Origin of the sequence: Enterobacter sp. CC120223-11 (genome assembly GCF_900215375.1) — a bacterium.
In the GTDB taxonomy this organism is placed as follows: domain Bacteria; phylum Pseudomonadota; class Gammaproteobacteria; order Enterobacterales; family Enterobacteriaceae; genus Scandinavium.
Genome location: NZ_OBEF01000005.1, coordinates 161,575 through 187,254 on the forward strand (window position 1 = coordinate 161,575; position 25,680 = coordinate 187,254).

A 25,680-nucleotide genomic window follows, 5' to 3' on the forward strand; every position below is an offset into this window, starting at 1 on the left:
AAGTTCATTACCTGTAGACGATTAAAACGGTAAATCGCCCCCCTTGTCAAAAAGAGACGACTTCAGGGTAAACTACGCGCCATGAAGACAATAAGGAATTTTCCATGAACCTGCAGCAATGGCTGTTCTCGATTAACGGGCGTATCGGGCGCCGGGACTTCTGGATTTGGATCGGCATCTGGGTGCTGGCCATGATTGTGCTGTTCACCCTCGCCGGAAGCGGCTGGCTGGGTATGCAAACCGCCGCCTTTGCGTTGGTATGCCTGCTCTGGCCCACGGCGGCTGTGACCGTCAAACGCCTGCATGACCGCGGTAAATCGGGGATCTGGGCACTGCTGATGATTCTGGCCTGGATGCTGCTGGCCGGAAACTGGTCAATGCTTGCGGGTGTCTGGCAGTGGGGCGTGGGGCGATTTATTCCGACCCTAATCATGGTGATGATGCTGATTGACCTGGGCGCCTTCGTTGGCACCCAGGGCGAAAATAAGTACGGAAAAGAGACGCTGGACGTCAAATATCGCTGATCACCAGTAGTGCTCGGCAGTCATGTGACCCGGCCGGCGGCGCAAATGTTTGGTCATTTGCCGGGAGTCTTTCAGTAACTGCTGGGTGTCGCGCACCATCTGCGGGTTTCCGCAGAGCATCACGTGGCTGTTTTCGGTGGTCATCGTCAGGCCAACGGCCTCCTCGAGCGCACCGCTTTCAATTAGCGCTGGCACGCGCCCCGTCAATGAGCCCGGCACGCTTTCGCGGCTGACGACGGTCTGTACCCGCAGCTTGCCTTCATAACGCCTCTGTAGCTCAAGCATCAGCGGCAGATAGCTCAAATCGGCGGTATAGCGCACGGCGTGAACCAGCACCAGGTTTTTAAAACGCGCCAGATCTTTGCCTTCCTGCAAAATCGACAGATAGGGGCCAAGTGCGGTACCGGTCGCCAGCATCCACAGCGTGTCGCAGTCCGGCACTTCATCCAGCACAAAGAATCCGGCGGCTTCGCTGACGAGCTGCACCTCATCACCAGGCTGCAGAGCTGCCAGGCGTGGACTCAGCTTGCCTTCGGGAACAGTCACCAGGTAGAACTCAAGATCGGGATTATTGGGTGCGTTGACGTAAGAATAGGCGCGCTGAACGCGTTCGCCGTCAATTTCCAGCCCAAGCTTGGTAAACTGACCGGCCGTAAAAGGATGAACGGGGGCATGCACGGTGAGGCTGAACAGGGCATCCGTCCAGTACTCGATTTTGGTAACTTTACCTGTAACCCAATCCGCCATGGTCTTCTCCTCGCTGCGTTGATATGACTATCTTCGCCAGGAGAGAGAAAGATTTCCAGCCCTTAGCAGGCCGGAAAGCTCTTGTGGACAAATAAATTACAGGATGTGTCGCTGAATTTCCTGGTCTTTACGATCCAGATAATGAATTGACTGAATACGGCGAATGGTGCGTGACTTGCCGCGGATCATCAGCGTTTCGGTGGTGGCGATATTGCCCTTGCGGGTGATGCCGTCCAGCAGGTCACCCTTGGTGATTCCGGTGGCGGAGAAAATCACGTTATCGCTTTTGGCCATCTCTTCCAGACGCAGCACTTTACCGGCTTCGATACCCATCGCCGCGCAGCGTTCCAGCTCGCTTTCGCCAATGCGGCGGTTTTCCGGCGTGTCGCCTTTCACATCATGACGAGCCAGCAGGCGGCCCTGCATATCGCCATCCAGCGCGCGGATCACAGCAGCAGAAACCACGCCTTCCGGTGCGCCGCCGATGCCGTAAAGCACGTCCACTTCGCTGTCTGGCATACAGGTCAGAATAGAGGCCGCTACGTCGCCGTCAGGGATGGCGAACACGCGCACGCCAAGCTTTTGCATGTCCGCAATGACCTGGTCGTGGCGCGGCTTAGCGAGAATGGTGACGGTGAGCTCAGCCAGCGGCTTGTTCAGCACCTTTGCCACGTTACGCAGATTCTCTTCCAGTGGCAGGCTGAGGTCGATAGCGCCTTTCGCGCCCGGGCCGACAATCAGTTTTTCCATATACATATCCGGCGCGTTCAGGAAGCAACCTTTGTCACCCACCGCCAGCACTGCCAGTGCATTCGCCTGCCCCATGGCCGTCATACGGGTGCCCTCAATCGGGTCCACGGCAATATCCACCGCATCACCGTTGCCGGTACCAACCTGCTCGCCGATAAACAGCATCGGCGCCTCATCAATTTCGCCTTCGCCAATGACGATGGTGCCGTCGATATTGACCTTGTTGAGCATGATGCGCATGGCGTTGACGGCGGCACCGTCGGCGGTGTTTTTGTCACCGCGGCCCAGCCATTTGTAACCCGCAAGTGCTGCGGCCTCGGTCACGCGCGAAAATTCGATGGCAAGTTCTCGTCTCATAACGTACTCATTGTGGAGGCTAAAATTGCACGCAGCCGCAGGGCTACGCGTTGGAATAACGTTCGGTTTCCGGCATCCAGCGCTCGATAAGCGCCTGTGCCTGCTGCGGGTATTTGTCGTGAATATGGCGCGCGATGCGCTGAACGTCCGGGATCATCGCCTGATCGCGCAGCAAATCCGCAACCTTAAATTCCGCCGCGCCCGTCTGGCGGGTGCCCAGAAGTTCACCGGGGCCACGGATTTCCAGATCCTTTTGCGCAATCACAAAGCCGTCGTTGCTGTCGCGAAGCACCTGCAGGCGCTTCTGTGCCGTTTTCGACAGCGGCGCTTTATAGAGTAGTACACAGTGCGAGGCAACGGCCCCGCGCCCGACGCGCCCGCGCAGCTGATGCAGCTGTGCCAGACCCAGGCGCTCCGGGTTTTCGATGATCATCAGGCTGGCGTTTGGTACGTCCACGCCCACTTCAATCACCGTCGTTGCGATAAGCAAATGCAGTTCACCCTGCTTAAACGCCTGCATGACCGCCTGCTTTTCAGCGGGCTTCATTCGACCGTGAACGAGGCCGATATTCAGCTCCGGCAAGGCGATTTTCAGCTCTTCCCAGGTGGCTTCTGCCGCCTGCGCTTCCAGTAATTCCGACTCTTCAATCAGCGTACATACCCAGTATGCCTGGCGGCCTTCATGCGTGCAGGCGTTACGTACGCGATCGATAATTTCGTGGCGCCGCGTATCGCCAATAGCAACTGTCGTCACCGGCGTTCTTCCCGGCGGCAGCTCATCAATAACGGAGGTGTCGAGATCGGCATACGCGGTCATTGCCAGCGTTCGGGGGATTGGCGTAGCGGTCATGATCAGCTGGTGCGGGTGGAAGCCCTGCTGCTGGCCTTTTTCCCACAGCGCCAGGCGCTGATGGACGCCAAAGCGGTGCTGTTCGTCGATGATGACCAGCGCCAGGCCGTTAAACTGTACCTGTTCCTGGAAAATGGCATGCGTACCGACCACCATCTGCACCTGACCGCTGGCAATGGCTTCCTGCTGGGCCTGGCGCGCTTTTCCTTTCTGCTTCCCGGCAAGCCAGCCCACTTCAATGCCAAGCGGTGCAAACCAGCTGCGGAAGTTATTGGCGTGCTGTTCGGCCAGCAGCTCCGTCGGAGCCATCAGCCCGACCTGCTTACCGTGCGCAATGGCGCGCAATGCGGCAAGGGCTGCAACCAGCGTTTTCCCGGAACCCACGTCGCCCTGAACCAGGCGCATCATCGGGACGTCCTGCGCCATGTCTTTTTCGATTTCAGCCACCACGCGGGCCTGCGCGCCCGTCGGTTTGAACGGCAGCGCTGCCAGCAGGCCATTTTTCAGTTCATCTTTCGCGGCAAGCGGCTCGGCATGATAGCGCTGAGCACCCGCGCGCAGAGCAAGCATGCTGAGGTTGTGGGCCAGGAGTTCTTCCATGATCAGGCGACGCTGAGCCGGATGCTGACCACTGTCCAAATCGGCGAGTTGCAGCGTTGGCGGTGGGCGGTGCAAGGTACGCAGGGCTTCTGGCAGGCTCATCAACCCCTGTGCCAGTTCAGGTGGCAGCAGTTCGGCGATGGCGCAGGTGTCGAGCAAATCGAGCGCCTGATCGGTCAGCTTGCGTAGGGTTGCCTGACGCACGCCTTCGGTTGTCGGGTAGACGGGCGTCAGCGTTTCCTGCAGCTCCGGCTCGCTCATATCGCCCTGAATCCTGTATTCCGGGTGGATCATCTCCGCGCCATACTTTCCGCGTTTAGCTTCACCATAGGCCAGCACACGACGGCCCGTCGCGAGGCTGTTTTTCATCGCCGCGTTGAAGTTAAAGAAGCGCATGGTGAGGATGCCTGTGCCATCGCTAATCTGGCACGTCATCATCCGGCGACCACCGAAGGTGATATTGCTGTTCAGGACTTCCCCTTCCACGGTGGCATAGATGCCCGGCAGAAGGTCGTTGATAGGGTAGAGATGGGTGCGATCTTCATAACGCAGCGGCAGGTGTAGCAGCAAATCCTGCACGTTATGCAGGCCAATTTTAGCCAGTTTGCTGGTCTGCGCCGCGCCAACGCCCGTGAGCGCGCTCAGCGGTACGGCATCCAGCAGACGGCCTTTCATGGCTTACTTCGCCGCCTGCATGGTGGCCCACCAGGCGTCATCGGCTTCGATTTCACCACGTTCATTGACATGTGGATAAGGTAATTGTTTACGCCGTGCAACGTGCGCCAGCACAGGATAGCCCCCCTCAAACAGCAGGCGCTGCTGTTCATCGGCAGGCAGCGTGCTCTCTTTACGCTGGTACATCCCGGCGTTCTGCCGCTGGCGCTGGGCTTCGTAAAGGATAAGCGCCGAGGCAACGGAGACATTCAGTGACTGCACCATGCCTGTCATTGGAATGATGATGTCCTGGTCTGCCAGGTCCAGCGCTTCCTGGGTAATGCCGGTTTTTTCCTGGCCCATCAGAATGCAGGTCGGGCGCGTGTAATCAATTTCGCGAAAATCGACTGCTTTATCAGAGAGATGCGTAGCGAGAATTTGCATGCCGCGGCTTTTGAGGTTCGCAACCGCCTCGCCAATGGTCGGGTGAGTTTTGACCTGGACCCAGCTGTTGCTGCCCGCAGCCGCCCCAGCCATGGTGCGCATGCGGGTTTTTGGCCAGACGGCGTGGACTTCATGGACGCCTACGGCATCAGCCGTGCGGACAATTGCCGAGACGTTGTGAGGCTTGTGGACCTCTTCCATGCAGACCGTCAGGTCAGGCTGACGCCTGGCGAGCATCTCACAGATACGCGCGTAACGCTGTGAATTCATGGCTAGTTTCTGTTACGGGTGACTTTAATCACATCCGGCATGACACGAATTTTGCGCATGATGTTGGCCAGATGGACGCGATCGCGTGCCGTCAGACGAATAAAGGCGCTGTACACGCGACCATCTTTCTCTTCCGTGTTCAGGCTCTGAATATTGGACGAGGCGGTGTTGATCGCAGCGGTAAGGTTCGCCAGCGCACCCTGATGGTTGAACATGTCCACCTTAATTTCGGTGATAAATTCCTGTTCGGTTTCTTTATCCCACTCCACGGCCATGAATTTTTCGGGCTCTTTCTGATAACCGCGAATATTTCGGCATGACTCATGGTGGATAACCAGCCCTTTGCCCGGGCTGACGTGAGCGATGATCGGATCGCCTGGGATTGGGCGGCAACACTTGGCAAAGGTTATCAGCACGCCGTCCGCACCTTTGATAGGCAGATGACCATGACCCGACGGAGCAGGTTGTTGTACGGCCCCGGCCTCACCCTGCTGAAGATTTTTCGCCACGACCACGCTCATGGCATTGCCAAGACCGATTTCTGCCAGCAGATCGTCGAGCGTTGCGAGCTTCATACGCACCAGTTCGCGGTGAATATTTTCCTGAGGAATTTCAGCCAGTTTACGGCTTCCGCCCAGGGCATGGTTCAGCAGTCGACGGCCCAGGCTCACGGAATCATCACGCTTCAGGTTTTTCAACAGCTGGCGAATTCTGGCACGTGCTTTAGAGCTGACGACAAAGTTCAGCCACGCGGCGTTCGGGCGTGCGCCCGGCGCGGTGATAATTTCCACCGTCTGCCCACTGGTGAGCGGCTGCGACAGGGGATATGGCTGTCTGTCGACGCGCGCGCCCACGCAGGCGTGACCGATATCGGTGTGCACGGCGTAGGCAAAATCGACAGGGGTTGCGCCCGCAGGAAGTTCGACAATGCGGCCTTCCGGGGTGAAAACATAAATCTCATCCGGGAAGAGATCAGATTTTACGCTCTCAATAAATTCAAACGAGCTGCCGGCGCTCTGCTGCAGTTCCAGCAGGCTCTGCATCCAGCGCTGGGCGCGGATTTGCGCCGTCGTGCTGCTCTCACCGTTCTCTTTATAGGCCCAGTGTGCGGCCACACCCATTTCCGCCATTACGTCCATGTCTTCGGTGCGAATCTGCACCTCAACAGGCACGCCGTGCGGGCCAATCATGGAAGTGTGCAAAGATTGATAGCCGTTCGCTTTCGGGATGGCTATGTAGTCTTTCACACGTCCAGGACGTGGTTTATACAGGCTGTGCATCTGCCCAAGCACGCGGTAGCAGGTGTCAAAGTCATGGACGATCACGCGGAAGGCGTAAATATCCATGATTGAGTGAAAACGCTGCTCTTTGAGCACCATTTTGCAATAGATAGAGTAGAGATGCTTTTCACGTCCGCTGACGCGGCACGGAATTCCCGCTTCCTGCAGGCGCCCGTCAATTTCCGAAAGGATTTTTTGAATCATCTCTTTACGGTTGCCACGCGCCGCTTTCACCACTTCTTTAATCACACGATAGCGGTTTGGATACAACGCTTCAAAACCCAGCTCTTCAAGCTCGGTTTTAATGTGATGGATACCTAAGCGGTGTGCCAGCGGGCTGTAGATTTCCAACGTTTCGCGGGCGATGCGGCGGCGTTTGTCCGGGCGAAGTGAGCCCAGCGTACGCATGTTGTGGGTGCGGTCAGCAAGTTTGATAAGAATGACACGGATATCCTGCACCATCGCCATAATCATCTTGCGGAAGTTTTCGGCCTGAGCCTCTTTCTTGTCGCGGAACTTGAGCTTATCAAGTTTTGACACCCCTTCCACCAGTTCGGCAACGCTTTTGCCAAACAGCTGTTCCATATCCTGGTAGGTGGCGGGGGTATCTTCAATCACGTCATGCAGAAGCGCTGCCATCAGCGTTTCATAGTCGAGTTTCATCTCGGCCAGAATGCAGGCAACAGCAACCGGGTGCGTGATATAGGGTTCACCGCTTGAACGTGCCTGTCCCTCGTGAGCATCACGTGCAACAAGATAGGCCTGCTGAAGACGCTTGATCTGGTCTTCTGGCAGGTAAGTTTGAATCAGCTGATTCAGGCTCTCAAACAGATACAAGGGCGACCCGCAGGGTTAATTAACGACGACCTTCAGCAATAGCGGTAACGGCCTGCAGTTCTGCGGCTTCCTGCTCTTGCTGCTCCTGGCGCTCGCGCACGTCGAGGATCTGGTTGTTGATCAGACCTTCTTCGATTTCGCGCAGGGCGATAACGGTGGTTTTGTCGTTTTCTTCCGCAACCAGCGGATCTTTACCGCCTACCTGCATCTGACGAGCGCGACGCGCGGCGACCAGTACCAGGTCAAAACGGTTACCAATTTTTTCTACAGCGTCCTGAACAGTTACGCGTGCCATATTTCAAAAGCTCCACAGGTGACGAAATGACTGGGCATGATACTGAATGTGGGTTCAGTCTGCCAATAGTTTGCTGATTAAAGCGTCATGGCGCTGCATTTGGCGGCTCATGCGCAGACGTTCAGCTCGAATGATGGTTTTCAAATCGCCGAGGGCGGTATCGAAATCATCGTTCACAATCAGGTAATTATACTCGGCGTAGTGGCTCATTTCCGCTACGGCCTGCGCCATACGTTTGGCGATGACCTCTTCGCTATCCTGCCCACGGCCGCGCAGACGGCGATCGAGTTCGTCTTTTGACGGCGGCAGAATGAAAATACTGCGCGATTCCGGCATGGCTTTGCGAATTTGCTGCGCGCCCTGCCAGTCGATATCGAGAAACACATCTACGCCAGTTTTAAGAACCTGTTCGATAGTTTCACGCGAGGTACCGTAATAATTTCCGAAGACTTCTGCATGTTCAAGAAACGCATCCCGGCCAATCATTGTTTTAAATTCAGTGCGATCGACAAAGAAATAGTGTTCACCGTGCACCTCACCCGGACGCGGCGCGCGCGTGGTGTGTGAAACAGAAACCTGGGTGTCATACAACGGTTGGGTTTTCAGCAATGCCTGAATCAGGCTGGATTTACCCGCGCCACTAGGGGCAGAAACAATATAAAGCGTGCCTTGAGCCATGAGAGTCTTGTGTATGTGAGTCGAAAGAATGTTTACATACGAGCCTATTATACACGTCGCCGCTGTGTGACGTAGCCTTTGTCACACTTTTTGCGTCAGTTTCTTCCCTTTTGCGTACTGCTTTCCTGATTTTTCCTCCTGTTGCAGCAACAACAGATTTTTCGCTGAACGCTGCTCGCAACCCCGTAAAGTCGGCCTCGTGCCTCGATTGCGTTCGCGTTAAAACCGTTCGCAATTGAGCGAGAGGTGCGAAATGACAAGGATAAGAGGGATTTTTGGTGCGCTGATGACGTGCATGACGTTTGCAGCCCAGGCCGTTTGCCCTGCCTGGCCTGAAGCCAGAGCGGCTGAGGAAATTTCTCAGTTGCAAAAACAGATAGAGGCCTGGAATACGGCGTACTGGCAATCCGGCAACAGTGGCGTCAGCGACGAAAAATTCGATCAGCTAAACGAGCAGCTAAGAACCTGGCAGCGCTGCTTTGGCAAAGCGGCTCACGAGTCGCCCATTCCAGTGCCTGGAGGTGCGATGCTGCATCCCGTGGCGCACACGGGGGTTCGCAAACTCAAAGACCGCCAGTCTCTGGCACAGTGGATGGCCGCTAAAACGGATCTGTGGGTGCAGCCAAAAGTGGATGGCGTAGCCGTCACTTTGGTTTATCGGGCAGGAAAGCTGGCACAGGCCATCAGCCGGGGAAACGGTCTTTCAGGAGAGGACTGGACGGCAAAGGTCATGCAGATCCCTGCTGTTCCAAAAAAAGTCGATGGTTTGCTCACTGACAGCGTATTGCAGGGTGAGTTGTTTCTCCGGCAAGAGGGACATATTCAGGAGAAAATGGGCGGGATGAACGCTCGCGCAAAAGTCGCGGGTGCCCTTCAACGGAAAACCAATTCAGTGGTGCTGTCCAGGCTGTCTATTTTTATATGGGCCTGGGCGGGTGGCCCCGCGCAGTTTGCTCAGAAACTGACCTTGTTGCAGAAAGCAGGTTTCCCTTTGGTAGCGGAGTACTCCTTACCGGTGAAGAGTTCTGCAGAGGTGGAGGCACAGCGACAGCGCTGGTTCACCTCCCCGTTGCCATTTACCAGTGACGGCGTGGTCGTGCGTTCCGCAAAGGAGCCAGAGGGAAAGTACTGGCAGCCGGGTGAAGGCTCCTGGGTCGCGGCCTGGAAATATCCCCCTGCCACGCAGATTGCTGAGGTGAAGTCGATTGATTTTACCGTCGGCCGAACCGGGAAGGTGGCCGTCGTGGCTGTGCTGGAGCCTGTCATGCTGGATGATAAGCGGGTACGGCGCGTTAACGTTGGCTCGCTGAAGCGCTGGCAGGAGTGGGATATCGCGCCCGGCGACACTCTGAACATTAGCCTTGCGGGGCAAGGTATTCCGAGAATTGACAGCGTGGCCTGGCGGAGTACCGCGCGAACGAAACCCCAGCCGCCCGAGCGTTCATCAGATGCTTCAGGATGCTATTGGGCGTCTTCAGAGTGTCAGCCACAGTTTCTTGCTCGTCTGGTCTGGGCGGGTAGAAAGCTGCAACTGAAAGGGGTCGGGGAGGGACTCTGGCGGCAATTGAGCAAGGCGCATGAATTTCAGCATCTCTTTTCCTGGCTGGCGCTAAGCGAGGCGCAGCTACGGCAAACACCGGGAGTTTCAACAGAAAGGGCGAGTTTGCTCTGGCACAAGTTTGATCTGGTGAAACAACAACCCTTGAAGCAGTGGCTACTGGCGTTAGCTATCCCACTGAGCCAGAAGACACTGGCAGCCCTGGAGGTGCAGAACTGGGCTCAGGTGGCAGCAATACCGACGCGAGAGTGGCAACGGTTGCCAGGCATGGGCAAAGAAAAAACCAGCCAGGTATTACACTGGCTGGCCGAGCCACAGATTATTGCGCTCGCACAGTGGCTAGCTGAGGAAAATGTGGCTGCTTTTAAATCTCAGTGAGCGCTGTGTTTATAGTGAAAGACGGGCAGACCCAGCTTCAGGCGCAACGCCAGCATGCGCATCGTGAAACCAAACAGCAGCGTGGCAATAACCACAACATCATGGCTGCTGACGTAGTGCTGCAAAGCAATATAGAGCACCGCCGAGGCAAATGAGACACCGGCATACAGCTCTTTCTGGAAGACCAGCGGGATACGCTTACAGAACATATCGCGCAGGACGCCCCCAAATACGCCAGTGACAACCGCAGCAATGGAGGCGATTACCGGGCCTTCGCCCATATCCAGAGCAATCTGCGCGCCAATGATGGAGAACACCACCAGGCCAAGGGCATCCAGCACTAAAAACAGGCGACGCAGGTGAGGCATTACCGGCGCAACAATGGTCGTGACTACGGCCGCGATGGCGACGATCACCACATACTCCGGATGCTTCACCCACCCGAGCGGATAGTGGCCCAGCAGGATGTCACGCACTGAGCCGCCGCCCAATGCGGTGGCGGTCGCAATGATGATGACACCGAAGGTGTCCATTCTGCGGCGTCCGGCGGCAAGTGCTCCGGTCATCGCTTCGGCGGTGATACCAATTAAATAGAGAATATGTAGCAGCATGTTTGCCCCCGTCACTGATGGCGGGAGAGTAGCGATTTGTGCGACAGATCACGATTGAGATTTTTTAAGGCAAAGTGAATTTTATTAGTTTAACTAATCCATACACTCGCAAAACATGGGGACTGAATGATTTTTGAAGGCTGAAAAGGATTAGAAAAACTATCACGTTTATCGAATATTGAAGGAGAAATAACGATGACTATTTCCGCAGCACTCAAAGCACTGGCTAACGGCGTTAATCCAGAAACCGGTGAGTTTATCGCATCAGGCTCCATTGCCAATCAGCCTGATGCGATTCGCCTGCTGTTCTCGCTATCCGACGAGCTGGCAGAAGAGCCTGAAAAGCTGAAAAGGGGCAAGCTCACGGCACAGGAGCGTCAGCAGAGAAACATTGCGGAAGGACGGCCTGCGAAATCCAACTTCCCATGGACAGAAGAGGAAAAAATGCAGCTTGAAGCCGAATTTCAGGAAAATGTTTCACTGGATGAACTGAGCCTGAAGTTTGGACGATCGGAACGGGCGGTGGCGATACAGCTGGAGAAAAAGGGGTTGATTACTGCTGACGAATTTTTGGCACTGACGCTATAGATGAGGCCCGGAATACCGGGCCTCTGATGCTTACTCGATGTTCTGGATCTGCTCGCGCATCTGCTCGATCAGCACTTTCAGCTCGATGGCTGATGCGGTGACTTCGGCATTGATGGACTTAGAGGCCAACGTGTTCGATTCGCGGTTAAACTCCTGCATCATGAAGTCGAGGCGGCGGCCAACGGCTTCTTTCTTCTTCAGGATGTTCCACGTCTCTTTAACGTGGGCTTCGAGGCGGTCAAGCTCTTCAGCAACGTCGATGCGCTGAGCCATCATCACCAGCTCCTGCTCAAGACGGTTGTTCTCAAGCTGCACCTGCGCTTCTTCAAGTTTCGCCACCAGGCGTTCACGCTGCCACTGGAGGATTTCCGGCATATGCGCGCGGACTTTAACCACTTCTGCACTGACGCCGTCCAGACGCTGTTCGATAAGCGTTTTCAGCGCCTGACCTTCCGTTTCACGGGCGATGATGAAATCATCCAGCGCGCCATCCAGAGCGGAAAGAATTTCAGCGGTGATCGCATCGAGGTCTTGCTCCTGTGCGGCCATGACTCCAGGCCATCGCAGAATGTCCACCGGGTTAATTTCGCCTTCATCACTTTGCATTTTGACCCAATTGGCGGCATTGACCAACTGACGGGCCAGGCTCTCATTCAGGATAAGCTCGCCCTGAGCGCCCGGATCCTGTTCAAAACGCAGCGTGCATTCAACCTTGCCTCGCGTCAGGCGGGTGCGGATACGCTCACGTACTACTGGCTCGAGGCTGCGGAACTGTTCCGGCATGCGGAAGTAGGTTTCGAGATAACGCTGGTTTACCGAGCGCAGTTCCCACGCGGCACTGCCCCATGAGCCCTTGATTTCGCGACGGGCGTAGGCGGTCATACTGCGGATCATAGACGTTCCTGTTTTTAAAGGAGAGATGGGGGGATTATAGCTACCGGGGCTTTCTCATGATAGGAATAAGCGCGTTTAATCCGTATAATGCGCAGCCACATTCGTTTTAAGCCGGAGATTTCATCATGCGTCCAGCAGGCCGTAGCGCTCATCAGGTGCGTCCCGTAACCCTGACCCGTAACTACACCAAACACGCTGAAGGCTCTGTGCTGGTCGAATTCGGTGATACCAAAGTGCTCTGCACCGCCTCTATTGATGAAGGCGTGCCGCGTTTCCTGAAAGGTCAGGGCCAGGGCTGGATCACCGCCGAATATGGCATGCTGCCACGTGCGACCCACACTCGTAATGCCCGCGAAGCGGCAAAAGGCAAACAAGGTGGGCGTACTATGGAAATCCAACGCCTGATTGCGCGTGCGCTGCGTGCCGCGGTCGATTTGAAAGCCCTCGGCGAATTCACCATTACCCTCGACTGCGACGTTATTCAGGCCGACGGCGGTACCCGTACAGCGTCCATCACCGGCGCCTGCGTTGCACTTGCCGACGCGCTGAACAATCTCGTGGTTGCCGGTAAGCTGAAAACCAACCCGATGAAAGGGATGGTTGCGGCAGTTTCTGTCGGGGTCGTGAATGGCGAAGCGCTGTGCGATCTGGAATATGTGGAAGACTCTGCTGCCGACACGGACATGAACGTGGTGATGACCGAAGACGGTCGCATCATTGAAGTTCAGGGCACGGCAGAGGGCGAGCCATTTACCCATGAAGAACTTCTGACCCTGCTGGCGCTGGCCCGAGGGGGCATCGAATCCATTGTCGCGACGCAGAAAGCGGCGTTAGAGAATTGATATTAAGGGCGACGATGTCGCCCTTTTTTTTGTCCAAAGAAAAGCAAAACAGAAAAGTAAGATGAGGAGTAAGCCCATGAAATCCTGGCAGCGTCAGTTTATCGAGTTTGCGCTAAACAAGCAGGTACTGAAGTTCGGCGAATTCACGCTGAAATCCGGGCGCAAGAGCCCCTATTTCTTTAACGCCGGTCTGTTTAATACCGGGCGTGATTTAGCCCTGCTGGGCCGCTTCTACGCTGAGGCGTTGGTGGATTCAAAGATTGATTTCGATCTGCTCTTTGGCCCGGCTTACAAAGGCATTCCAATTGCTACCACGACCGCAGTGGCGCTGGCGGAACATCACGAACGCGACGTCCCCTACTGCTTTAATCGCAAAGAAGCGAAAACCCACGGTGAAGGCGGCAATCTGGTTGGCAGCGACCTCGAAGGCCGCGTGATGCTGGTAGATGATGTGATCACCGCAGGCACCGCGATTCGTGAATCGATGGAAATTATTCAGGCTAAAGGAGCCACACTGGCTGGCGTACTGATTTCACTGGATCGTCAGGAGCGTGGACGTGGCGAAATTTCTGCCATTCAGGAAGTGGAGCGTGACTACGGGTGCCAGGTGATTTCTATCATTACCCTGAAGGACCTGATCGCCTATCTGGAAGAAAAACCGGAAATGGCCGATCATCTGGCGGCGGTTCGCGCCTATCGCGAAGAGTTTGGCGTATAAAAGCAAAACCGGGCGCAGAGCCCGGTTCTTTTACTGCAGCTGAGCTGCCACTAACGGCCAGCGGGCGTCAAAATCGTCCGTCGGGCGATATTTGAACTCGCTGCGAACAAAGCGGGAAAGCATCCCTTCGCAAAACGCCAGCAGCTGACTTGCCAGCAGCGTTTCATCAATCGTGTAGCCTTCCCCTTCACGCATTTTCTTCTCGCGCAGCACCTGACGCAGCTGGGCCTCAATGCGCTCGAAAAGCTGATTGATGCGGCCCTGCAGCCTGTCCTGTTCGAACATCAGGGCATGGCCGGTGAGAATACGCGTAAGCCCTGGGTTGCGTTCGCCGAAACCGAGGACCAGCAGAACAATCAGACGCAGGCGTGCGCCGGTGTCTTTCTCATCTTTCAGAATCAGATTAATGCGAGTAATCAGGCTGTCTTCGATAAACTCGATCAGGCTGTCGAACATCCGGGTTTTGCTTGGAAAATGGCGATACAGCGCCGCTTCAGAAACACCAACGGACGCCGCCAGTTTTGCCGTAGTAATGCGTTGGCTACCGTCACTGGATTCAAGCATAAGTGCCAGAGATTGAAGTATTTCTTCGCGACGATTCCTTTTCGCGGTTTGTTTTTCTGCCATGTTTTCAAATACCCCTGAAATAAACACTCGTCAGGCACGCATCCACACAGCGACCGCAAACGGTCGTTTGCGGTGATGTTATTGCATTATTTCGCTGCAGGATGCGGCTTCAGGACGGCTTAGCTGCGCCCTGAATGGCCGAAGCCGCCTTCGCCACGATCGGTGGCGTCAAACTCTTCCACCAGGTTGAATTCTGCCTGAACGACAGGCACAAACACCATTTGGGCAATGCGTTCGCCCGGTTCAATGGTGAAGCTCTGCTGACCACGGTTCCAGACGGAAACCATCAGCTGACCCTGATAATCTGAATCGATAAGGCCCACCAGGTTACCGAGCACCACGCCATGCTTATGGCCAAGACCCGAGCGCGGCAGAATAACAGCGGCAAGAGACGAGTCGGCGATGTGGATAGCCAGACCGGTTGGCAGCAAGGTGGTTGCGCCTGGAGCCAGTTCCACGGCTTCATCAAGACAGGCACGCAGGTCAAGTCCGGCAGAGCCGGAGGTGGCGTAAGTCGGCAGCGGGAATTGCTCGCCAACGCGCGGGTCCAGAATCTTAACGTCGATTTTTTTCATCATAACGGGTCACGATCTCGTCCAGTAATTGTTGGCCCAGGAGTTCCTTTCGCGCAAGCGGTAAGACTTTATCTCCATCCTGCCAGAAAAGGTGTAAAGCGTTGTTATCGCTGTTAAATCCTTGATTTTTTTGCGACACATCGTTGGCACAAATCAGATCAAGGTTCTTGCGGGCTCGTTTTTGCTGCGCGTATTCTTCCACATTATTCGTTTCTGCGGCAAACCCTACGACAAAAGGACGAGCTGTTTTCAGCGCGGCAACCCCGGCGACGATATCCGGGTTCTTCACCATTTTTATCGTTAATTCATCGCCTTGCTTTTTGATTTTCTCATCCGCAATGGCGTCTGCACGATAATCCGCCACGGCGGCACAGCCAATAAAAATGTGCTGTTTTTTTGCATTTTCCTGGGCCGCTGCTTCCATTTCCAGCGCCGTTGTCACGTCAATTCGTTGAACGAATGGCGGTGTGGGCAGTGACACAGGGCCGCTAATCAGCGTGACGTTGGCCCCGCGCTGTGCGGCGGCGGCGGCAATCGCGAATCCCATTTTCCCGGAGCTGTGGTTGGTGATATAGCGCACCGGGTCCAGCGGCTCTCGGGTGGGGCCTGCGGTAATCATGATATTGAGATGTTGCAGATCTTTGACAGGCGAAAAATGCGCCGCTGCCATATCGACAATGACCAACGGATCGAGCATCCGGCCGGGGCCAATATCGCCACAGGCCTGGCTGCCGCTGTCCGGGCCCCAGAGCAGCAGGCCTCGAGAGGCAAGCGTGTTCAGATTATGCTGCGTGGCGGCGGCGCGGTACATCTGCTGATTCATTGCAGGAACGACGGCGACAGGCGAAGGCGTTGCCAGGCAAATAGTGGAGACTAAATCGTTGGCCATGCCTGCGGCTACGCGCGCAATGAGGTCGGCGGTGGCCGGAGCCAGAATGACCAGGTCAGCCCATTTTCCAAGCTCTATATGCCCCATAGCGGCTTCTGCAGCCGGATCCAGCAGGCTGTCGGAAACCGGGTAGCCGGAGACGGCCTGCAGGCTGAGTGGCGTAATGAAGGCTTTTGCTGCTTCAGTCATGGCGACGCGAACGTCCGCGCCCCTGTCGCGCAAACGGCGCACCAGTTCCGGCGTTTTATACGCCGCAATACCGCCGCTGACGCCGAGAACGATTTTTTTACCGGCCAGGCTCATCATGATGCTTTCCTGTGAAGGAGAGTGGAATCCGCCCATTTTATCACAAACCCTCAGTCGTCGTGCTGCAAAGGAAAATTCACTTTGCGAGGCGCTACGCAAGAGCCGCAAAGCCTGGTCGCCAGTGAAAAGGAGGGCATGACACAATGGCGCCGGACTGAAGGAGGAGAAGTATGGAGGCTATCGAATCAGTTTTGCCGCGGGAGAAGATGCAGGTCGACGGCATTGAAACGCTGTCTGATGTAGAGCTGCTGGCGCTGTTTCTGCGCACCGGCACGCGCCGGTTTAACGTACTTTCTTACGCAGAATACTTGCTTACTCACTTCGGTTCTCTGCACGGACTGCTCTCCGCACGCGAGACTGATTTACTGAAAATAGAAGGGATTGGCATCGCCAAATATGCCCAACTCAAAGGTATTGCCGAGCTGGCTCGTCGTTACTTTAACGTCCGCCTGATGATACTGGATAACCCGTTGAGCAGCCCGGATATCACCCGTGAGTTTCTGCAAAGCCAGCTGGCACACGAAGAACGCGAGATCTTTCTGGTGATCTTCCTCGACAACAAAAACCGTGTTCTGAAGCACTGCAGGCTGTTCAGCGGCACTTTGAGCCACGTGGAAGTGCATCCCCGCGAAATCGTCCGGGAAGCCATCAAGGTTAACGCCGCGGGGCTGATCCTCGCGCATAATCATCCTTCAGGAAGTGCGCAGCCTAGCAAAGCCGATAGAATCATCACGGAAAGAGTGATAAAGTGTTGCAACTTCATGGAGATAAGCGTCCTCGATCACTTAATTGTCGGTAAAGGAGAGATAGTTTCCTTCGCTGAACTCGGTTGGATTTAGCGATCCATCGGGATCTTTGTCTGTTCGGGACTTGAGCACACCGCGGAGTCAGCGTATACTACGCCACCTTTGAGAATCTCGGGTTTGGCATTTGGGCCTGGCTATACGAGTTCACTTAGAACCGTCAGACCGGGCTGTAGCAGCCTGACGAGGCGCCAATACCCTATACGAAGCTCGAGCTAATTTGATTTTTGGAGAATAGACATGTCCCGAGTCTGCCAAGTAACTGGCAAGCGTCCGGTGACCGGTAACAACCGTTCCCACGCACTGAACGCGACTAAGCGCCGTTTCCTGCCGAACCTGCACTCTCACCGTTTCTGGGTTGAGAGCGAGAAGCGCTTTGTCACCCTGCGTGTATCTGCTAAAGGTATGCGTGTTATTGATAAGAAAGGCATCGATACAGTTCTGGCTGAAATCCGTGCCCGTGGCGAAAAGTACTAAGTACTAAGAGGAATTAAATCATGGCTAAAGGTATTCGTGAGAAAATCAAGCTGGTTTCTTCTGCTGGTACTGGTCACTTCTACACCACCACGAAGAACAAGCGTACTAAGCCGGAAAAACTGGAACTGAAAAAGTTCGATCCAGTTGTCCGTCAGCACGTTCTGTATAAAGAAGCTAAAATCAAATAATTTTAGTTTCGATGTCACGAAAAACCTCGCCTCGGCGGGGTTTTTTGTTTTCTGCGCGTCCCCATAATAGAAAGCATCCTGCAAAGTCATCGGAGACGTCATGCCTGAATTACCTGAGGTCGAAACCAGCCGCCGCGGTATAGAACCGCACCTGGTGGGCCAGACCATCCTGCACGCCATCATTCGCAACAGCCGTCTGCGCTGGCCCGTCTCCAGTGAGATCCACAGCCTCAGCGACAAGCCCGTGCTCAGCGTTCAACGCCGCGCCAAGTATCTGCTGCTGGAGCTGCCGGACGGCTGGATAATCATTCACCTGGGCATGTCGGGCAGCCTGCGTATCCTCCCGGAAGAGCGGCCTGCGGAAAAGCACGATCACGTCGACCTGGTGATGAGTAATGGCAAGGTGCTGCGCTATACCGATCCGCGTCGCTTTGGCGCATGGCTGTGGACCAAAGAGCTGGAAGGTCACAGCGTGCTGGCGCATCTCGGCCCAGAGCCGCTGAGCGAGGCGTTTAATGCGAGCTACTTCCGCGAGAAGTGTGCCAAAAAGAAAACGGCGATCAAGCCGTGGCTGATGGATAACAAACTGGTGGTTGGCGTGGGGAACATTTACGCCAGTGAGTCGCTTTTCGCCGCCGGTATTCACCCTGACAGGCTGGCGTCTTCGCTCTCGCAGGAGGAGTGTGAGCTGTTAGTTCGGGTCATTAAGGCGGTGCTGCTGCGCTCAATTGAGCAAGGCGGGACGACGCTGAAAGACTTCCTGCAAAGCGACGGCAAGCCGGGCTACTTTGCGCAGGAGTTGCAGGTTTATGGCCGAAAAGATGAGCCTTGCCGGGTCTGCGGTTCGCCGATTATTGCAACGAAACATGCGCAGCGGGCGACGTTTTACTGCCGCCACTGTCAGAAGTGATTATTTCAATTCGTGGGCCCGACGCCATCGGGCAATGAATCAAGGCTTCAGCTTGTCCATCAGCGCCTGATGGACAGCAGGCGGCAGGAAGTGCGCGACATCGCCATCGTGGCGCGCCACTTCTTTTACCAGCGATGAAGAGATAAACGACCACTCTTTCGAAGGCATCAGGAACACGCTTTCCAGTTCAGGCATCAGGTGGCGGTTCATGTGCGCCAGCTGCATTTCATACTCAAAATCCGCTACCGCACGCAGGCCGCGAATCAGAATATTGGCCTGCTGCGCACGGGCAAAGTTTGCCATCAGGTCGCTGAAGCCAACCACTTCAACGTTGGGCAGATGGGAAATGGCCTGCTGCGCCATCGCGACACGCTCGTTGAGGTCGAACATCGGTTTTTTGCTCGGGCTGGCGGCAATCGCCAGCAGCACTTTATCGAACATGGCGCTTGCGCGGGTGACAATATCAATATGGCCGTTGGTGATCGGATCAAAAGTGCCTGGGTAGATGGCTTTTGTGCTCATGACTCACGCCTTCTTGCTAAAGCCGCGGTTCAGTGCCCACAGCTCGGTGTACTTATTAAACGTATACTGCGCGTTGACCACCGCCAGCAGCCAGCCCTGTGCGCCATCCAGAAAGCCTGCGCGTAACACCAGCGTTTTGAGGAAAGCGCCGATCGTATGGCTGAATACGCCTGTCAGCGAGGTCTTCTTGCCTTTTTGATGACGTTCCTGCGCCCAGGCCGTGGCATAGGCCAGTTGTTTGCGCTGGAAGTCAGCGAAATCACGGCAGGTCAGATGTTCAAGGTCGCCTTTCAGTTCAACCACTTTGGCGCCCCGGCATTCCAGAGATTCATGTACCCGATTGGCGTTGTATTGCCATTTTTCGCGTTCGTACAGGCGTAATACCCTGTCCGGATACCAACCGCTGTGGCGCATAAAGCGCCCCAGGAAATAGTTGCGGCGGGCGATGCTGTATACAACGTCCGGCTCTGGAGCAGAAAGCACGGCACGTAATGCCTGTTCAAGTTCTGGCGTGACGCGTTCGTCGGTGTCGATCATCAGGACGTAATCGCCGGTGGCGAGCGCCTGTGCCCTTTGACGCTGGATGCCATAACCCTGCCAGTCGGTGTTCACATGCACTTTTACGCCGAGGCTTTTTGCAAGCTCCACGGTGCTATCGTCGCTTCCGGAATCCAGCAGGATAATCTCATCGGCCCACTGTACCGATGCCAGGCAGTCCGGCAGCAGTTCGGCGGCATTTTTGGCTATCATCACCACCGACAGACGAGTGTACATTAGTGGCTCCGCTGAGGCAGATAGGGTTGCAGTAACTTTAGCAGACGGGCCAGTGCGCCCTGATTCTGATGCAGCACCTCGACGGCATGGCGGCCGTACCACAGGCGATAATCTTCATCAGTGAGCAGCGTGGAGACTTCCTTCACCAGCGTGTCGGCATCGGTCACGGTAATCAGCCCGTCCGCCTGCTGCAGCCTGGCGCAGATGTCTTTAAAGTTGAACGTGTGCGGGCCCATCAGCACAGGAATAGCGTGCGCAGCGGGTTCCAGCGGATTGTGTCCACCTCGCTCGACAAGGCTGCCACCCACAAAGGCGAGATCGGCAATCCCGTACAGCAGCATCAGTTCACCCATCGTATCGCCGATGACGACCTGCGTCGCAGCGGCCGGAATGTCTCCCGTACTGCGCAGGCTGAAGGTCATGCCCGCTTTCTGCACCAGTTCACGCGCGGTGGAAAAACGTTCCGGATGACGTGGGACCAGGATCAGCAGCAGGTCGGGGAAGGTTTCCAGCAGCTTTTTGTGTGCATCGAGGATGATTTTCTCTTCGCCATCGTGGGTGCTGGTGGCGATCCACACCTGGCGACGAGGTGCCCATTGACGGCGCAGCGTTATCGCGCGTGCCGCCAGTTCAGGCGTCACGGAAATATCGAATTTGAGACTGCCGGTAATGGCGAGCTGGTTACGTTTCAGACCCAGCGAGAGGAAGCGGTTACCGTCCTCTTCATTCTGCGCGGCAATCAGCGTTATGCGGCTCAGCAGACGGCGCATAAGGTTACCGAGTTTGCCGTAGCCTTTTGCCGAGCGCTCAGACAGGCGCGCGTTAGCAATCACCAGCGGAATTTTACGCTTATGCAGCGCGGCAATCATGTTTGGCCACAGCTCCGTCTCCATCACGATAACCAGTTTAGGTCGCGTAGTGTTGAAGAAGCGGTTCATCGCGCCCGGTAAATCGTAAGGCAGATAAACGTGCTGGACGTCTTTACCGAAGGCGGACATAGCCCGCTCTGAACCGGTTGGCGTCATGGTGGTGACGGTGATCGGCAGGGACGGATAACGGTGGCGCAGCGCGCGCACCAGCGGGATAGCGGCCAGCGTTTCGCCAACAGAGACGGAATGCAGCAGTATGCCATCCGGCACTACCTTGTTTTTGCAAAAGCCATAGCGTTCGGCCCAGCGTTTGCGATAGGCCGGCGCCTTACGGCTGCGCAGCAGTAACCGCAGCCAGACCAGCGGCTGAATCAGGTAGAGCAAGGTGGTATACAGAAATTCCAAGCGAGTTATCCGTTTTTATCATTCGGCGGGCAAATTCTAAGCATTAAACCAGCTTAAAGCTATCCCTTTGGGCTTTCCGGCGTTCAATCGCTCAGATAACGTTTCAAACGGAAGTAGCGGCGGCCCAGACGCCAACGCAGGCGAGGGCTTTTTGCGCTCTTCCAGATGAGTTTCCAGATCCCACGATCGAAGAATTCACGCACGATCGTCGCCTTTTTACGCGGATCTTTCATGTTGTCGAAGGTATGAATGATCCCAAGTCCCTCTTTGGCTATCTGCCAGTGGCACGCGGCGATACCTTTAACCTCTTCAGGATAGCGCTGGTTAATGGCATCCAGCATCTCCAGGATTTTCATGTAGTGCCGGGCGGAGCGGATCAGTGTGTCATCGTTGTCGGGCATGTGCGAAACCGACGCGGAGTGAATGTAGTAATCGTAGAACTGCTCGCTGGTGTACTGCACGCGTTTGGCGGCCAGCAGCACTTCTGTCGTCCAGGGAATGTCCTGATGGCGCAGGCCCGGTTCGAAATGGAAGTGGTGCTGACGAATAAAGTCGTGGCGATACAGGTTCAGCCAGGTCACGTGCAGAAACTTGCGTGAATCCAGAGCCTGCTTCAGCCATGCCGGGCCGCTCAAAACGCCCGTGGATTGCAGCTTCTCCGGCGGGAAAATAGGGCGGGTGGGCTTTTTATCATTTTCCCAGACGTAGTTGCCGTTGCAGGTCACCACATCCAGCTGATTTTTCAGCGCCAGATCCAGCAGATGCTGATACATCCCCGGTTTGAAGAAATCATCAATGTCCGGGAAAGAGAGGTACTGGCCAGTAGCGACGGCCAGACCTGTATTACGGGCAACGGAAACGCCACCGTTTGCCTGGGTGATGATCTGCATTTGCGGCAGCTGTTCACGCCACCTCTCAGCGATCGTCATGGAGCTGTCGGTGGAACCATCATCAACAATGATAACTTCCATGCTCTCGATATTTTGTGCCACGAGGCAGGAGAAGAACTGATCTAAAAATTTTTCGCCGTTGTAGACGGCGACAACCACGCTAAGCAGTGGCGATGTCGGGTGTTGCATACAATACCTGATTACTGTTGAGAGCCCGCAAGCGCAATATATTGGCGGCAGATTGCCTCAATACCGTAGGCAGAAATGGTGGTGTGGTCGATGGCCAGTGGATGTTGCCAGACGTCCAGCATGGTTTTGGCCAGGCCATCATCGTTCATCTCACTCAGCCCGCGTGCCAGCTCACCCGTAAGAATTTCAGAAGGGCCGCCTGGACAGCGCGTACTGACGGCTGGCGTCTGACAAATAATCGCCTCGACCAGCACATTGCCGAACCCTTCACAGTCCGAGCTCAGCACCAGCTGCCGGGCATTTTTGATCCACGGATAGGGATTGGGGACAAAGTTACGGAACTGCGTTCTGTCGGCAATACTCAATGTTTTCGCCAGCGTTTTCAATTGCTCTATTTGCTTCTGGTTACCGTTTCCCATCATCACCAATTGGCATGGAATACCGCTTTTGGCGAAGGCACGCAGGAGACGGTCATGGCGTTTATGCTCATGGAAACGGCCGACATGAATGATGTACTCCTGACCTTCCAGTTCAAAAGGTTCAGCGGCAAGCTGCTGGATGTGAGCGATGTCAAAGGGGTTATGGATAACTGCGCCGCGCTTGAGGGTAATGCGCAGATTTTGGGTCAGGTCATGCAGCACGGCATTCGACACCGCCACAACCTGCGAATTTTCATAGACCCGGCGTATTTTCGTACGTTTGAGCCAGCGTGAAGGTGCACGGCGGTTACGCAGGTAAGAAAACGAGAACATGCCGTGAACGCAATACCAGATTTTATCGCGGCTGACAGCGCGAGTAAGCGCGACAATGCGGTCCGTTTTATGCAGGTGCGAGAAGACGATATCGAACTTCCCTTTTTCCTGCGCTTTAATAATGGCATCGTCCAGCAAGCGGGCGCGGCGAGACAGTTCGGTAAGCTTCCGCCAGGGCTTCTTGCAGGTGTCCTGAACAACCTGATAGTCGATACCTTCCGGAATGGCGTAGTCACACACTTTGCGCAGGGAGAACAGTGATACCTGATGACCCATTTCAACGAGCCCACGCGACAGCGTCAGCACCGTTTTTTCGGCGCCCCCGCCGGGTAAACCATCAATAACCATAAGAATGCGCATCATTAACCCAATAAAGTGTGATAAAGCGTAATGAGCTGGCTCGAGAGCCGCTCCGGCGTTGCATCCATGACTTTATGGCGGGCAGCCATGCCCATTTTGTTATCGTATTCCAGTGCCGGTATTGCCATCACGGCCTCTCTCAGGCGCGAGATATCCAGAGCATCGCAGACAAAACCGTTTGTGCCTTGCTCAATAAATTCTGCCCCACCGCAGGTGCGTGAGGTAATGACGGGCAATCCGCAGGCCATGGCTTCCAGAATGACATTCGGGAAGGGATCATACAATGTAGGCAGCAATAACCCGTCTGCCGCCTGATAGAAGGGCAGCGTCTCTTTTTGCATACCGCAAAAGCGAATGCGATCTTCGCAGCCAACTGAACGCGCCAGCGCCTGATACTGCTTTTCCGCTTTGTCCTGACCGACGACAATCAGATAGCGATCGGTGCCTGCAATGGCGTTTATCGCCGCCGCCAGCCCTTTACGTTCAAACCCTGAGCCCACAAAACAGAGCGCCACGGCATTAGCCGGAATCCCCAGCTGTTCACGCAGCGCCAGTTTTTGCATGCTATCTGCCGGAACGAAGCGGCTGGCGTCTATGGAATTATAAATCACATGAATTTTTTTGGGGTCGACGGCGAAATCTTCGATGATTTCTTGTTTCACCATTTCCGCGTTGCAGATCACGGCCTTGAGCTCGGGTGCCTCGTACATGGCTTTTTCCGCGTCCATCACGTAGCGATGATAACGGTCGAGCATCAGCATCTGGCCGCGCCAGCCCGGCAGGATCCGCTGGCGCTGCAGCAGCCAGCGGCGATGAACACCATCGCCTGCGCGATAGATATCGCAGCCCGGAATGCGCTCATGGCTCTGCACGATATCAAACTGCTCTGCCTGCCAGAGCTTACGCGCCGCATCAGCAAAGCCACGTTCACGGCTGATTCGACCCCATTTCTGCGGGTCGCAGATGTGAATATGCCAGTCGTCCTGCTTTTCGCCTTGCCACTGGCGGGTGATAACGTTGAGTTCTAAATTCTGATTGCTGAGCGCGCTTAATGCGCGGGAGACAAAACGTTCGGCACCGCCGTCAGGGCGATATTTTTGGCGAACAATCGCGAGGCGATGTTTTTTCATGACAGGCAATTCCTTGCTGCTGCCACGACGCGTTCAACCGGAATGGCATTGAGATAACGTTCCTGGGTATTCGTGTCTACCGCATCTGGATCTGGCAGCGGGCCATATTCGCCTGCCCAGATGACCTCGCCGTTTACCTGCCACGGGCTCCAGAACGTGAGTTTTGAAGGGCCAAACAGCGCCACGCACGGCGTCTGCAAGGCCGCAGCCATATGCATAGGCACCGAGTCCACGCCAATAAAGAGCGACGCGTGGCCAATGAGCGCGCCTAGCTGACGAAGCGTTAACTGCCCGGCTAATGACACCACGCGCTCCTGAGGGCAGGCGGCAAGGATGGTGTCGATCATGGCTAATTCTTTTTTGTCCGGGCCGGAGGTGAGCACAACCGTGTGGCCATCCTGCTGAAGTGCCGTGATGGTTTGCGCCATCTTGCCTTCATCCCAGCACTTGAAGAACCAGCGAGAGGTGGGCTGCACAACGATAAACTTTTCAGTCACACCTTTTTCAGCCAGCTTGTTGGAGACGGTTTGCCAGTCTTCAGGAAGAAAACCCATGGTGACCGAACTGACCGGCGGGATGTCCAGCGGAGTCAGAACAGAGAGATTCTGCTCAACGGTATGCATCTGCTGATGAGCGTCGACAGAGGCAAGCGCCGTGTGGCAATGATTCCAGAACCAGCCGCGACGCTTATTAAAATCAAACCCGATGCGTACCGGCGCGCCGGTAAAGCGGGTGATGAGGGCACTTCGCCACTGGTCGGCCAGGTTGATAACCAGCTGATAACGCCGCTCGCGCAACGTCGTCAGCAGCTGCCACTCTTTTTGCAGGTGTCCACGCGTCCCCAGTTTTTTCCAGCTGCGGTCGATGCCATAGATCTGATGAATGTCAGGATGTGCGGCCAGCATATCCCGGGTTTCCTCATACAGCAGCACATCGATTTGCGCATCGGGCCAGCGCTGACGCAGAGAGTGGATCACCGGGGTAGTGAGAAGCATGTCGCCGTGATGACGTAATTTAATCAAAAGAATGCGTAAATCGGGCGCGTTAAGTGAGTTATTCATCATCATCTTATTGGGATCATATTGCCTGCAATTCTAATAGACATAGTGAGGACTTGCATCCTTTCTCGGCAATGTCAG

General features: G+C 55.4%; 28 protein-coding genes. 9 read left to right on the top strand and 19 right to left on the bottom strand.

All coding sequences use genetic code 11. The features are described 5' to 3' along the window. The first annotated feature begins 104 nt into the window (after positions 1 to 104). The gene (locus tag CRO87_RS07980) at positions 105 to 524 is read left to right on the top strand and encodes a DUF805 domain-containing protein (RefSeq protein WP_097162402.1); all 420 of its coding nucleotides are present in this window, start codon (positions 105 to 107) and stop codon (positions 522 to 524) included. Here CRO87_RS07980 and fpr read toward each other — a convergent pair whose 3' ends face one another. The 7 genes from fpr to gmk form a co-directional block, all read right to left on the bottom strand. Further along, positions 525 to 1,271: a ferredoxin--NADP(+) reductase gene (gene fpr / locus CRO87_RS07985; RefSeq protein ID WP_097162403.1), complete on the bottom strand. Its 747-nt coding sequence runs from the start codon at positions 1,269 to 1,271 to the stop codon at positions 525 to 527. Between the two features lie 96 nt (positions 1,272 to 1,367). Next, positions 1,368 to 2,378: a class II fructose-bisphosphatase gene (glpX, locus tag CRO87_RS07990; protein WP_097162404.1), complete on the bottom strand. Its 1,011-nt coding sequence runs from the start codon at positions 2,376 to 2,378 to the stop codon at positions 1,368 to 1,370. A gap of 43 nt (positions 2,379 to 2,421) precedes the next feature. Beyond that, positions 2,422 to 4,503, bottom strand: a complete 2,082-nt coding sequence (gene recG, locus CRO87_RS07995; RefSeq protein WP_097162405.1) for an ATP-dependent DNA helicase RecG — start codon at positions 4,501 to 4,503, stop codon at positions 2,422 to 2,424. Positions 4,504 to 4,506: 3 nt separating this feature from the next. After that, positions 4,507 to 5,196, bottom strand: a complete 690-nt coding sequence (trmH, locus tag CRO87_RS08000) for a tRNA (guanosine(18)-2'-O)-methyltransferase TrmH (protein ID WP_097162406.1) — start codon at positions 5,194 to 5,196, stop codon at positions 4,507 to 4,509. 2 nt (positions 5,197 to 5,198) lie between these two features. After that, a complete protein-coding gene (gene spoT / locus CRO87_RS08005) occupies positions 5,199 to 7,313 on the bottom strand; it encodes a bifunctional GTP diphosphokinase/guanosine-3',5'-bis pyrophosphate 3'-pyrophosphohydrolase (protein WP_097162407.1) in 2,115 nt (704 codons plus the stop codon). A 19-nt stretch (positions 7,314 to 7,332) separates the two neighbouring features. Further along, the gene (rpoZ, locus tag CRO87_RS08010; protein ID WP_031523238.1) at positions 7,333 to 7,608 is read right to left on the bottom strand and encodes a DNA-directed RNA polymerase subunit omega; all 276 of its coding nucleotides are present in this window, start codon (positions 7,606 to 7,608) and stop codon (positions 7,333 to 7,335) included. A 54-nt stretch (positions 7,609 to 7,662) separates the two neighbouring features. Continuing rightward, positions 7,663 to 8,286: a guanylate kinase gene (gene gmk, locus CRO87_RS08015; RefSeq protein ID WP_097162408.1), complete on the bottom strand. Its 624-nt coding sequence runs from the start codon at positions 8,284 to 8,286 to the stop codon at positions 7,663 to 7,665. Positions 8,287 to 8,539: 253 nt separating this feature from the next. On the opposite strand from gmk, the gene ligB reads away from it, so the two are divergent. Then, entirely contained in the window at positions 8,540 to 10,222 is a 1,683-nt protein-coding gene (gene ligB, locus CRO87_RS08020) for an NAD-dependent DNA ligase LigB (RefSeq protein ID WP_097162409.1), read from the top strand. Here the strand turns inward: ligB and CRO87_RS08025 are convergent. Next, positions 10,216 to 10,833 (bottom strand): trimeric intracellular cation channel family protein, encoded by a 618-nt coding sequence (locus CRO87_RS08025; protein ID WP_097162410.1) that lies wholly within the window; start codon positions 10,831 to 10,833, stop codon positions 10,216 to 10,218. The genes ligB and CRO87_RS08025 overlap by 7 nt on opposite strands. Positions 10,834 to 11,028: 195 nt before the next feature. On the opposite strand from CRO87_RS08025, the gene CRO87_RS08030 reads away from it, so the two are divergent. After that, a complete protein-coding gene (locus CRO87_RS08030; protein ID WP_097162411.1) occupies positions 11,029 to 11,421 on the top strand; it encodes a hypothetical protein in 393 nt (130 codons plus the stop codon). 30 nt (positions 11,422 to 11,451) lie between these two features. Here CRO87_RS08030 and CRO87_RS08035 read toward each other — a convergent pair whose 3' ends face one another. Further along, a complete protein-coding gene (locus CRO87_RS08035; protein ID WP_097162412.1) occupies positions 11,452 to 12,315 on the bottom strand; it encodes a YicC/YloC family endoribonuclease in 864 nt (287 codons plus the stop codon). Between the two features lie 125 nt (positions 12,316 to 12,440). Between CRO87_RS08035 and rph the strand changes: the two genes are divergently transcribed. Both rph and pyrE read left to right on the top strand, forming a co-directional pair. After that, positions 12,441 to 13,157: a ribonuclease PH gene (rph, locus tag CRO87_RS08045; protein ID WP_097162413.1), complete on the top strand. Its 717-nt coding sequence runs from the start codon at positions 12,441 to 12,443 to the stop codon at positions 13,155 to 13,157. Between the two features lie 76 nt (positions 13,158 to 13,233). After that, positions 13,234 to 13,875 (top strand): orotate phosphoribosyltransferase, encoded by a 642-nt coding sequence (gene pyrE, locus CRO87_RS08050; protein ID WP_097162414.1) that lies wholly within the window; start codon positions 13,234 to 13,236, stop codon positions 13,873 to 13,875. Positions 13,876 to 13,905: 30 nt separating this feature from the next. Here the strand turns inward: pyrE and slmA are convergent, their stop codons facing one another. From slmA to coaBC, 3 genes are all read right to left on the bottom strand, one after another. Continuing rightward, the gene (gene slmA, locus CRO87_RS08055) at positions 13,906 to 14,502 is read right to left on the bottom strand and encodes a nucleoid occlusion factor SlmA (RefSeq protein ID WP_097162415.1); all 597 of its coding nucleotides are present in this window, start codon (positions 14,500 to 14,502) and stop codon (positions 13,906 to 13,908) included. A gap of 119 nt (positions 14,503 to 14,621) precedes the next feature. Further along, positions 14,622 to 15,080: a dUTP diphosphatase gene (dut, locus tag CRO87_RS08060; RefSeq protein WP_176504282.1), complete on the bottom strand. Its 459-nt coding sequence runs from the start codon at positions 15,078 to 15,080 to the stop codon at positions 14,622 to 14,624. Further along, positions 15,058 to 16,269 (bottom strand): bifunctional phosphopantothenoylcysteine decarboxylase/phosphopantothenate--cysteine ligase CoaBC, encoded by a 1,212-nt coding sequence (coaBC, locus tag CRO87_RS08065; protein ID WP_097162514.1) that lies wholly within the window; start codon positions 16,267 to 16,269, stop codon positions 15,058 to 15,060. Before coaBC ends, dut begins: the two co-directional genes overlap by 23 nt. 173 nt (positions 16,270 to 16,442) lie before the next feature. Between coaBC and radC the strand changes: the two genes are divergently transcribed. From radC to mutM, 4 genes are all read left to right on the top strand, one after another. Continuing rightward, complete coding sequence (gene radC, locus CRO87_RS08070; protein ID WP_097162416.1) at positions 16,443 to 17,111, top strand: DNA repair protein RadC; 669 nt, start codon at positions 16,443 to 16,445, stop codon at positions 17,109 to 17,111. A 204-nt stretch (positions 17,112 to 17,315) separates the two neighbouring features. Continuing rightward, positions 17,316 to 17,552: a 50S ribosomal protein L28 gene (gene rpmB / locus CRO87_RS08075; protein WP_013511031.1), complete on the top strand. Its 237-nt coding sequence runs from the start codon at positions 17,316 to 17,318 to the stop codon at positions 17,550 to 17,552. A gap of 20 nt (positions 17,553 to 17,572) precedes the next feature. Further along, on the top strand, positions 17,573 to 17,740 hold the full coding sequence (gene rpmG, locus CRO87_RS08080) for a 50S ribosomal protein L33 (RefSeq protein ID WP_003024094.1): 168 nt from the start codon (positions 17,573 to 17,575) through the stop codon (positions 17,738 to 17,740). A 100-nt stretch (positions 17,741 to 17,840) separates the two neighbouring features. Next, a complete protein-coding gene (gene mutM, locus CRO87_RS08085) occupies positions 17,841 to 18,650 on the top strand; it encodes a bifunctional DNA-formamidopyrimidine glycosylase/DNA-(apurinic or apyrimidinic site) lyase (protein ID WP_097162417.1) in 810 nt (269 codons plus the stop codon). Positions 18,651 to 18,689: 39 nt separating this feature from the next. Here mutM and coaD read toward each other — a convergent pair whose 3' ends face one another. The 7 genes from coaD to rfaQ all read right to left on the bottom strand — a co-directional run bounded on the left by coaD (position 18,690) and on the right by rfaQ (position 25,608). Next, entirely contained in the window at positions 18,690 to 19,172 is a 483-nt protein-coding gene (coaD, locus tag CRO87_RS08090; RefSeq protein WP_097162418.1) for a pantetheine-phosphate adenylyltransferase, read from the bottom strand. A gap of 3 nt (positions 19,173 to 19,175) precedes the next feature. Continuing rightward, the gene (locus CRO87_RS08095; protein ID WP_097162419.1) at positions 19,176 to 19,946 is read right to left on the bottom strand and encodes a glycosyltransferase family 2 protein; all 771 of its coding nucleotides are present in this window, start codon (positions 19,944 to 19,946) and stop codon (positions 19,176 to 19,178) included. Beyond that, complete coding sequence (gene waaA, locus CRO87_RS08100; RefSeq protein ID WP_097162420.1) at positions 19,946 to 21,220, bottom strand: lipid IV(A) 3-deoxy-D-manno-octulosonic acid transferase; 1,275 nt, start codon at positions 21,218 to 21,220, stop codon at positions 19,946 to 19,948. The genes CRO87_RS08095 and waaA overlap by 1 nt, the downstream gene beginning before the upstream one ends. Before the next feature lie 83 nt (positions 21,221 to 21,303). Next, positions 21,304 to 22,299 (bottom strand): glycosyltransferase, encoded by a 996-nt coding sequence (locus CRO87_RS08105; protein ID WP_097162421.1) that lies wholly within the window; start codon positions 22,297 to 22,299, stop codon positions 21,304 to 21,306. Positions 22,300 to 22,310: 11 nt separating this feature from the next. After that, positions 22,311 to 23,411 carry a glycosyltransferase gene (locus tag CRO87_RS08110; RefSeq protein ID WP_097162422.1) on the bottom strand — a complete coding sequence of 367 codons (1,101 nt, stop codon included), beginning with the start codon at positions 23,409 to 23,411 and terminating at the stop codon, positions 22,311 to 22,313. Positions 23,412 to 23,413: 2 nt separating this feature from the next. After that, complete coding sequence (locus CRO87_RS08115) at positions 23,414 to 24,541, bottom strand: glycosyltransferase family 4 protein (protein WP_097162423.1); 1,128 nt, start codon at positions 24,539 to 24,541, stop codon at positions 23,414 to 23,416. Next, positions 24,538 to 25,608 carry a putative lipopolysaccharide heptosyltransferase III gene (gene rfaQ / locus CRO87_RS08120; protein WP_097162424.1) on the bottom strand — a complete coding sequence of 357 codons (1,071 nt, stop codon included), beginning with the start codon at positions 25,606 to 25,608 and terminating at the stop codon, positions 24,538 to 24,540. The genes CRO87_RS08115 and rfaQ overlap by 4 nt, the downstream gene beginning before the upstream one ends. Positions 25,609 to 25,680 lie beyond the last annotated feature (72 nt).

Excerpts from the sequence above, each read along its gene's own strand:
- recG (WP_097162405.1), bottom strand. The coding sequence starts at position 4,503 with ATGAAAGGCCGTCTGCTGGATGCCGTACCGCTGAGCGCGCTCACGGGC.
- rph (WP_097162413.1), top strand. The coding sequence starts at position 12,441 with ATGCGTCCAGCAGGCCGTAGCGCTCATCAGGTGCGTCCCGTAACCCTG.
- CRO87_RS08110 (WP_097162422.1), bottom strand. The coding sequence starts at position 23,411 with ATGCGCATTCTTATGGTTATTGATGGTTTACCCGGCGGGGGCGCCGAA.
- CRO87_RS08105 (WP_097162421.1), bottom strand. The coding sequence starts at position 22,299 with ATGCAACACCCGACATCGCCACTGCTTAGCGTGGTTGTCGCCGTCTAC.
- slmA (WP_097162415.1), bottom strand. The coding sequence starts at position 14,502 with ATGGCAGAAAAACAAACCGCGAAAAGGAATCGTCGCGAAGAAATACTT.
- CRO87_RS08030 (WP_097162411.1), top strand. The coding sequence starts at position 11,029 with ATGACTATTTCCGCAGCACTCAAAGCACTGGCTAACGGCGTTAATCCA.
- CRO87_RS07980 (WP_097162402.1), top strand. The coding sequence starts at position 105 with ATGAACCTGCAGCAATGGCTGTTCTCGATTAACGGGCGTATCGGGCGC.
- CRO87_RS08025 (WP_097162410.1), bottom strand. The coding sequence starts at position 10,833 with ATGCTGCTACATATTCTCTATTTAATTGGTATCACCGCCGAAGCGATG.
- radC (WP_097162416.1), top strand. The coding sequence starts at position 16,443 with ATGGAGGCTATCGAATCAGTTTTGCCGCGGGAGAAGATGCAGGTCGAC.
- coaD (WP_097162418.1), bottom strand. The coding sequence starts at position 19,172 with ATGAGCACAAAAGCCATCTACCCAGGCACTTTTGATCCGATCACCAAC.
- ligB (WP_097162409.1), top strand. The coding sequence starts at position 8,540 with ATGACAAGGATAAGAGGGATTTTTGGTGCGCTGATGACGTGCATGACG.
- CRO87_RS08115 (WP_097162423.1), bottom strand. The coding sequence starts at position 24,541 with ATGAAAAAACATCGCCTCGCGATTGTTCGCCAAAAATATCGCCCTGAC.
- coaBC (WP_097162514.1), bottom strand. The coding sequence starts at position 16,269 with ATGAGCCTGGCCGGTAAAAAAATCGTTCTCGGCGTCAGCGGCGGTATT.
- fpr (WP_097162403.1), bottom strand. The coding sequence starts at position 1,271 with ATGGCGGATTGGGTTACAGGTAAAGTTACCAAAATCGAGTACTGGACG.
- rfaQ (WP_097162424.1), bottom strand. The coding sequence starts at position 25,608 with ATGATGATGAATAACTCACTTAACGCGCCCGATTTACGCATTCTTTTG.
- CRO87_RS08035 (WP_097162412.1), bottom strand. The coding sequence starts at position 12,315 with ATGATCCGCAGTATGACCGCCTACGCCCGTCGCGAAATCAAGGGCTCA.
- rpoZ (WP_031523238.1), bottom strand. The coding sequence starts at position 7,608 with ATGGCACGCGTAACTGTTCAGGACGCTGTAGAAAAAATTGGTAACCGT.
- rpmB (WP_013511031.1), top strand. The coding sequence starts at position 17,316 with ATGTCCCGAGTCTGCCAAGTAACTGGCAAGCGTCCGGTGACCGGTAAC.
- trmH (WP_097162406.1), bottom strand. The coding sequence starts at position 5,196 with ATGAATTCACAGCGTTACGCGCGTATCTGTGAGATGCTCGCCAGGCGT.
- glpX (WP_097162404.1), bottom strand. The coding sequence starts at position 2,378 with ATGAGACGAGAACTTGCCATCGAATTTTCGCGCGTGACCGAGGCCGCA.
- pyrE (WP_097162414.1), top strand. The coding sequence starts at position 13,234 with ATGAAATCCTGGCAGCGTCAGTTTATCGAGTTTGCGCTAAACAAGCAG.
- rpmG (WP_003024094.1), top strand. The coding sequence starts at position 17,573 with ATGGCTAAAGGTATTCGTGAGAAAATCAAGCTGGTTTCTTCTGCTGGT.
- mutM (WP_097162417.1), top strand. The coding sequence starts at position 17,841 with ATGCCTGAATTACCTGAGGTCGAAACCAGCCGCCGCGGTATAGAACCG.
- gmk (WP_097162408.1), bottom strand. The coding sequence starts at position 8,286 with ATGGCTCAAGGCACGCTTTATATTGTTTCTGCCCCTAGTGGCGCGGGT.
- dut (WP_176504282.1), bottom strand. The coding sequence starts at position 15,080 with ATGATGAAAAAAATCGACGTTAAGATTCTGGACCCGCGCGTTGGCGAG.
- CRO87_RS08095 (WP_097162419.1), bottom strand. The coding sequence starts at position 19,946 with ATGTACACTCGTCTGTCGGTGGTGATGATAGCCAAAAATGCCGCCGAA.